We start from the raw sequence: 6446 nt of genomic DNA, 5'->3' as shown, positions 1-6446 counted from the left end.
CAGCCATCGCATCAGAAAATGCGCCTGGAACGATGACTACCTCATCGCCGCTATCGCCCATATGCGATAGCCCTGCCCTGCTAGGGAGTATACGTCAAAAGCGTATCGAAGGTTCGAATCCCTTCCTCTCCGCGATCCATCGCCTGTCCATACTGGAGACATAGATAACAGAACGTACCTAAGACATGGGTGACAATCTCGTGCCGAACGGATTGTCGATGGTCTGCAAGGTTCTCTGCTCCCGATCGATATATCCGAGATCATAATGCATGAAGTTGACAAGCCAAATACCGTCGTCGATTTCCCTGATGCCAGTCTGTCCTGTCTATGACGGTGGCGATATTGATTTTCTTGGTGCATGCAACTGCAGTCGCAATTGGCCATGAGCGCATCACGGTCGCGGAAAGGATAGTCGATCTCCCGCAGCCCCTGTGGACGGACCGATCGCGCGTATAGATCGACCTCTTCGTCGCCAGGGCCCCACGCGGCCGTTCGATATTGAACTCGCTGACGAAAGCATCGACCGGGCCTGCTGCTCGAGGATGGTTTCCGAGGCTGCCTAATCACCTCTTTCTTGCAAGCAAAAGTCATGCATGCTCTGGTGCCGGCCATTGTCTTGCGGGTGACCGGGCTGATGGGCTCGAGCGGGATGCCGAGGGCAGCCATCAGACGGATAGCTTCGAGAATTGTAGAGGCCGTTGGGCAAGGGGGTACCCGTTGTCGCTGCGACTGGCGACCGGCAGGCCACGGGCGGTGGTGCGGGGGCTCCATGGCGTCGTGGTGGATGGACACCACCCAGAGCACCGAGGAGCGGTTCTGATCACACCCTCACTAGTTGGGGTCCCGAATCAACTTTCCGAAACGACCTGAAGCTCACGTTTAGGGCCACCGCCAAGACGAAGCCCCTCCTCGTCGAGATGCAGAATCTTGTCTGCAGCCGCGATGGTTTCGAGTCTGTGAGCAACAACGATGCGGGTAATACCCAACGCACGAATGGATTGATTGACCCGCTCCTCATTGGCGACGTCCATATGCGAGGTGCCCTCGTCGAGAAACAACATTTTCGGCTTGCGATAGAGCGCGCGTGCCAAAAGCACGCGCTGCTTTTGACCACCCGAGAGACTTGAGCCCATATCGCCGACCAAAGTCTCATATTGCATCGGCATATGCATGATGTCGTCATGGATGGCGGCGGCCTTCGCAGCCTCGATAATCGCGGCCGGATCGGGACGTTCATCGAACATCGCGATATTGTCGGCAATCGAGCCGGCAAACAAATTGTCGTCCTGCAACACGGCGGCGATCTGGTCATGGAAGGTCTTGTAACCAAATTGCCGCATGGGGATGCCGTCGATCAGCACGTCCCCGGTGTGAGGTTCCAGAAGTCCGACGAGAAGCTTCAACAGTGTCGACTTGCCGACGCCGGACGGCCCTGTGATTGCAACGTGCTCACCGGCTTGGATTGCGAGATCGACATTGTTCAGCACGAGGGGGTCGGTCGGGGAATATCGGTAGGAGACACCTTTGATTTCGATCTGGCCCTTGAGTTCGGTAACCGTGTTGGCGCTGGGGCCAAAGCTCCTATCATCCTCTTCGAGGGCAATGTCGGACAGTCGTTCCAGATGCAGTCGAAGCATCAGGAACGCCATTCCCTGATCCACGAGATTGCCCGTCTTTTCGAGGAACTGTCCTTTGTAGGCAAGATAGGCGAATACCATGCCAATGCTGAACCCACCTTTCATTATGAAGCCGATCGCCAACCAGATCGTCACGACGTTCTCCAGCCCGAAGATCAGGGCATTGCCGGCGCTCTGCCAGATGCCGACACGGGAGAGGCGGATGTTCGCATTGACCGCATCCGTCAGCAGTGTCTGCCACATGGCATGCCGCATCGTCTCACGATTATAAAGGCGAAACGTCTGAATGCCCCTAATCGTTTCGATGAGGGTGGTCTGTTCCTTGCCTTGCGCGATGATGCTTCCCTCTTGGGCGCGTCGCTCCAGCGAAAAGGATACGACGCGAACGATAAAATAGAGGAAGAACGCAGTCAGCGCGATCAGAGCCAGCGTGGCGCTATAGAAGAACATGATCACCAGTGTGGTCAGAGCGAGAACTCCGTCCACCAGCGTGGCGGCTACGCCTTCCGTCAACAGTCTCTGAATGGGCACGACCGATTGAAATCGCGATAGGATATCGCCGACCTCACGCTTGTGGAACCAGTCGAGAGGCAATCGGAACAGTTTCCTGGCGATATTGGAAGCGATGCCGAAGCCGAGGGCGGAGCCGGCTGCCAGGATTACGAAGGAGCGGAGGAACGAGGCGCAGGCGTTGAAAACGGTAAAGAGCCCGAACCCCAATGCTAGAACCACCAGAAGATCTCTGTCGAACGCGGGCAGCGCGGTGTCAATGCCAACCTGAAGGTAATAGGGCAATGCAAGGACGTAGACCTGCAGGACGACGCTAAGAACGACAACCTGAGCGAAGGAGCTGCCGAGCCCATTTATGCGGCTCCACAGTTGCGACCAGCGTAGTATTGTGGACTCCGTTTTCCTCTCGAAGGTCTCGTTAGGCCGAAGCTCCAGGGCGACGCCGGTGAAGTGCGCAGAAAGCGACGACATATTGAACCAGTTGCTTCGGCCCAGGGGATCGTGAATCAGTGCCTTGCCGTTTGCGATCCGCTCGACCACGACATAGTGGTTCATGTCCCAATGCAGGATTGCAGGCAGAGCCAGATTCGAAATCTCGTCCAGCGGCAGTTTCACCGCACGCGGTGTCAGGCCGATCTGATCCGCCACCTTCATGAGACTACCCAGCGGAGCGCCTCTTATCGACGGCGTGAAGCGTCGGCGCATGGTCGAAAGATCGACATCCAGGCCATGGAAGCCGGCGATCATTGTCAGGCAGGCGAGCCCGCACTCGCTTACCTCGTTCTGGCGCACCAGTCGAACACGGGAGGTCGACAAGAAGCCAGTCTGAAGAGACGCCGACATCATCTATCTCCGCTGCAGAGCGAACAGAGGCTCGAAGAGCCATTCAAGGAGAGACTGACGTGCGGTGGCGATACGCGCCGATAGAGTCATCCCCGGGAACAGCGCCTGGGATTTTCCAAAAGCGATGATACTCTGGCGTTCCAGGTCCACGGTCACGAGATAGTTGAGATTGACGCTATCGCCATTCGTCCGGCCGACCGGACTTTTGGAAAGGCTTTTGACGCGCCCGGAGATGGTGCCGAAGCTCTCGTATGGAAAGGCGTCAACCGCCAGGCGAACCTCCTGCCCGATGTCAACGAAGCCGACGGCTCGGTTCGGCACGTCCAATTGCGCGTGGAGTATGGTGTCGCGAGGCACGATGCTCATCAGCACCTGCTGCGTGTTCAACGGTTCGCCGATCTTTGCGGTAAGCGCCGATACCGTTCCAGCAACGGGCGCTCTGATGACATAGGCGCGGGACTGCTCATTCGTCGCGATACTGCGGTTGATATCTTCACGCTGCGACCGAAGCGCCGCCTTTCTCTCGCTGGCCTTGGCCTTTATCTGCTCGAGCATCTGCTGAGCGTCAGAAAGATTGGACCGCCGTTCCGTCAGCATACCTTCGAGGGCGGCCAACTGCTGGCGCCGCTCCGTGAGTGCGTCTTCCCGAAGAATCACGTCCCGCTTGGGAACGATGCCTTTGTCTGCCAGATCCTCAATTCGAGCCAAATCCCGTTCGTTCGACTTGATCAACTCTGCTTGCAAAGCGATCTGGCTCTGCAGCTTGTCTATCTGCACCCGAAAGCCGGCGACCTGAGCGTCGAATTGTGCTACCTGAGCGGCTTCATCATTTTCTACTTCGATCATCTGAGCATCGAGGCTATCCTTCTGCCGTTCGAGCATCTGCGCGACTTTTTCAGAGGCGGATTCGCCCGAGACAAGGAAATCTTCTGACCGCACCGCAACCAGTTCTTGGCCTTCCTCTACTTCGTCCCCATCGTTCACCAACAGGTTCATCACCACGCCGGCACGAGGCGGCACGATTGCGGCAACGCCTTTGTCCGGCATAATGACGCCCGTTGCGGTCACAATCCGGGCGTAGCTCGCGAAGGATAGAAAGGCCAGAGCAACAAGAAGCGCACCGGCCATCAGATAACCAGTCAGATGCCAGCCGAGCGGCACGGCCATCGATACAGATCCCGTCAACCGCTGGGACTGCTGTTCGATCGCCTCTCGTCGAAACAGGCTCATGCGGAGCTGATCATATTTTTCTCAAAGGCGGAGATAGGGACTCTTCGCCGCCGGCGAAGAGTCGAATTGTCGGCTACGCGAAGGCTCGAGAGAGCCTGTAGAGCCCATATCCACCAACGGCCACGGCACCGACGGCGAGAGCGCCGACACCAAATGCCGAGAGCCCGACGCCAGCGCCGATAGCGGCCGCATAACCCAAGGCGCCGCCGCCCGCCAGCGCGGCGGCTCCATCGATGACATTGCGAACCGGGCCAGTGACCGCGCGGCCGCCAGCTACCTGTTCGATTTCGGTTTCCGAAAGTTCTTGGATACCCTGCACTTAACTCCCCATTCGTTTGTTTCAGGAAGATACTCAGAGCACGTATGTGCACGCAAAACGTAGCCAAGCCCTCTGTCACAGTCAATCAAATGACTAAACTCTTCGTTCATGTTCCGAGTCAGTGAGCTCCGTTGAGCGTGTCGAGTCGACCGTGAAGAACGCTGTTTTTGTCCCGGCGGGCAGGATTGTCCGCCGCCACGGTTTTTGCATTGAGATCTTCAGGACGGGTGTGATGCGGAAACCTGCGGGGATCGCGGCAGAGACGCCCTGAGCATGGCAGCCAGTAGGCATAAAATGTCCCTGAACCACCTGAGCAGGAGCGTGAAGTTGTAGCCAACGGCAGCCAGAACGGCGTTGACGGCATCACCCTGCTGTCCGGCGAGATAATTGCGATCCATCCGGTGCTCGTTCTTGATGTGGCCGATGACGGGCTCGACGGCTGACCGTCGTCGCATCTGTCGTTTGATGGCCGGCGTCACGCGGCGCTTTTGACCACTGGTGAAGACCCTGAGCTTGTGGCTCTCAGGTGCATTGTGGCCGCGATATCCGGCATCAGCCAGGATGCGGGAGAGTTCGTTGCCAATCGTCTCTTCCATGGCGGGGATGATGGCCGCGAGGGTGTGGCCGTCGTAGGGGTTGTCAGGCAGTGCCATTGCATGGAGGGCAAATTGGCCGCCCTTGGAGCGGTTCAGTGTCGTGGCCACCGAGACTTTGACGCCAAACTCGTAGGGCTTGTGTGCCTTGCCTTTGCCGATGCATTCGACTTCGTCAGCGTGAAGGCTGTAGATCTTGCGGCCGCGCTGACGCTGCTTCCGCATCGCGCAGGACGCTTCACCTTGATTTCGCTAGGGGTGGGCTGGTGACGAAGAACCTCCATCGTCTCATCAATGAGGTCTGCCAACGGCATTGACGAAACATCGATGATCGTCGAGTGCAGCTGTTTCCGGAGGTGCGGGAGAAGTGCTGCGGTCAAGCGAATAGGGGCAAGGAAATTGGTCGTGATTGTCGCTTCGGTAACGGCGACATCGATGGTCTCGCGGGTAAGTTCCTCAGCCTTGATGATCTCGGCGTTATTCAACAGGACGTTTAGATCCGGATGATCTGCGCTCACCTTGGTGGCGAAGCTCCGAATCTCCTCCGGCGAGTCCACATCCAGAACGTATCCGGCCATGCCTGGACGTGCCGCCGCTATTTCTTCGAGCAGGGTTTTCCGGCGACCGGTGATGATCAAAGTGACGATGCATGCCGCATGGCGCAGCCTCGAGGACTACCAGGCCATCCGTCAGGATCCGATTCCCCCGAGAGCTCTTCCGAGAGGCACTCACGTTCGCGACACTGACCCGGGCATGTATAGGGTTGCCCCCAATCTTCACTCCACGGAGAGATACGTGAGAACCCGGCCTCGTGAGCGAGCCGCGCTGACAGGTAATCGCTGACGGATCTGCAGCCTATGTCGGCGCTCCGGAGAACTTGCTCTTTTGTGCATTCGCAAACGGTTTCGTAGAGAAACGTGTTCTGGCGATCCTGAGCTGTTGTTATCGCGGGCTGCGGTGCCAAGCGGAGACTGGCGAGTGTCACCATGTGCCACAATGTCGCCAAGGAGGAGGTTCCCATGAAAACATGGATGTCTCCGTCGTCCCATATCTGCACTTTGAAGTTTTGCGGCTTGCCGAAAGGCTACTTCATCGGCCGCAAGATCGAGAAAGTATTCAAGCGGCGGACGTGGGATCGGCCCGGCGTGGTCGGAAGTTCCAGGCCTTCGTCGCACATCGGGCCTTCACCATTGATGACATCGAACGACTAATCCACGGGGTATGAAAAATCTTCAGACTAGAGCGTTTATGATTTTGTTTGAATCGCGGATTCCCTTTTGATGTCGAATGTGATTCAAGATGCAGGCTGAGAGG

At 57.4% G+C, this 6446-nt stretch carries 3 protein-coding genes and 2 pseudogenes; all 5 read right to left on the bottom strand.

Going from position 1 to position 6446, the window contains the following annotated elements:
• Positions 1-848: 848 nt before the first annotated feature.
• Complete coding sequence (locus ACMGE0_RS33215) at positions 849-2990, bottom strand: peptidase domain-containing ABC transporter (protein ID WP_436820114.1); 2142 nt, start codon at positions 2988-2990, stop codon at positions 849-851.
• A gap of 3 nt (positions 2991-2993) precedes the next feature.
• Positions 2994-4220: a beta-barrel domain-containing protein gene (locus tag ACMGE0_RS33210; protein ID WP_436820113.1), complete on the bottom strand. Its 1227-nt coding sequence runs from the start codon at positions 4218-4220 to the stop codon at positions 2994-2996.
• 73 nt (positions 4221-4293) lie between these two features.
• Positions 4294-4539 (bottom strand): hypothetical protein, encoded by a 246-nt coding sequence (locus tag ACMGE0_RS33205; RefSeq protein ID WP_436820112.1) that lies wholly within the window; start codon positions 4537-4539, stop codon positions 4294-4296.
• Positions 4540-4757: 218 nt separating this feature from the next.
• Positions 4758-5354, bottom strand: a pseudogene (locus tag ACMGE0_RS33200) (transposase); the annotation flags it as partial.
• 101 nt (positions 5355-5455) lie between these two features.
• Positions 5456-5770, bottom strand: a pseudogene (locus tag ACMGE0_RS33195) (SDR family NAD(P)-dependent oxidoreductase); the annotation flags it as partial.
• Between the last annotated feature and the right edge of the window lie 676 nt (positions 5771-6446).

The sequence above is a fragment of the Neorhizobium descurainiae genome (assembly GCF_051400715.1).
GTDB lineage: Bacteria > Pseudomonadota > Alphaproteobacteria > Rhizobiales > Rhizobiaceae > Neorhizobium.
Note: the sequence above shows the minus strand (reverse complement) of the source record. Positions and strands in the feature narration are given on the sequence as shown.

Excerpts from the sequence above, each read along its gene's own strand:
- ACMGE0_RS33210 (WP_436820113.1), bottom strand. The coding sequence starts at position 4,220 with ATGAGCCTGTTTCGACGAGAGGCGATCGAACAGCAGTCCCAGCGGTTG.
- ACMGE0_RS33215 (WP_436820114.1), bottom strand. The coding sequence starts at position 2,990 with ATGTCGGCGTCTCTTCAGACTGGCTTCTTGTCGACCTCCCGTGTTCGA.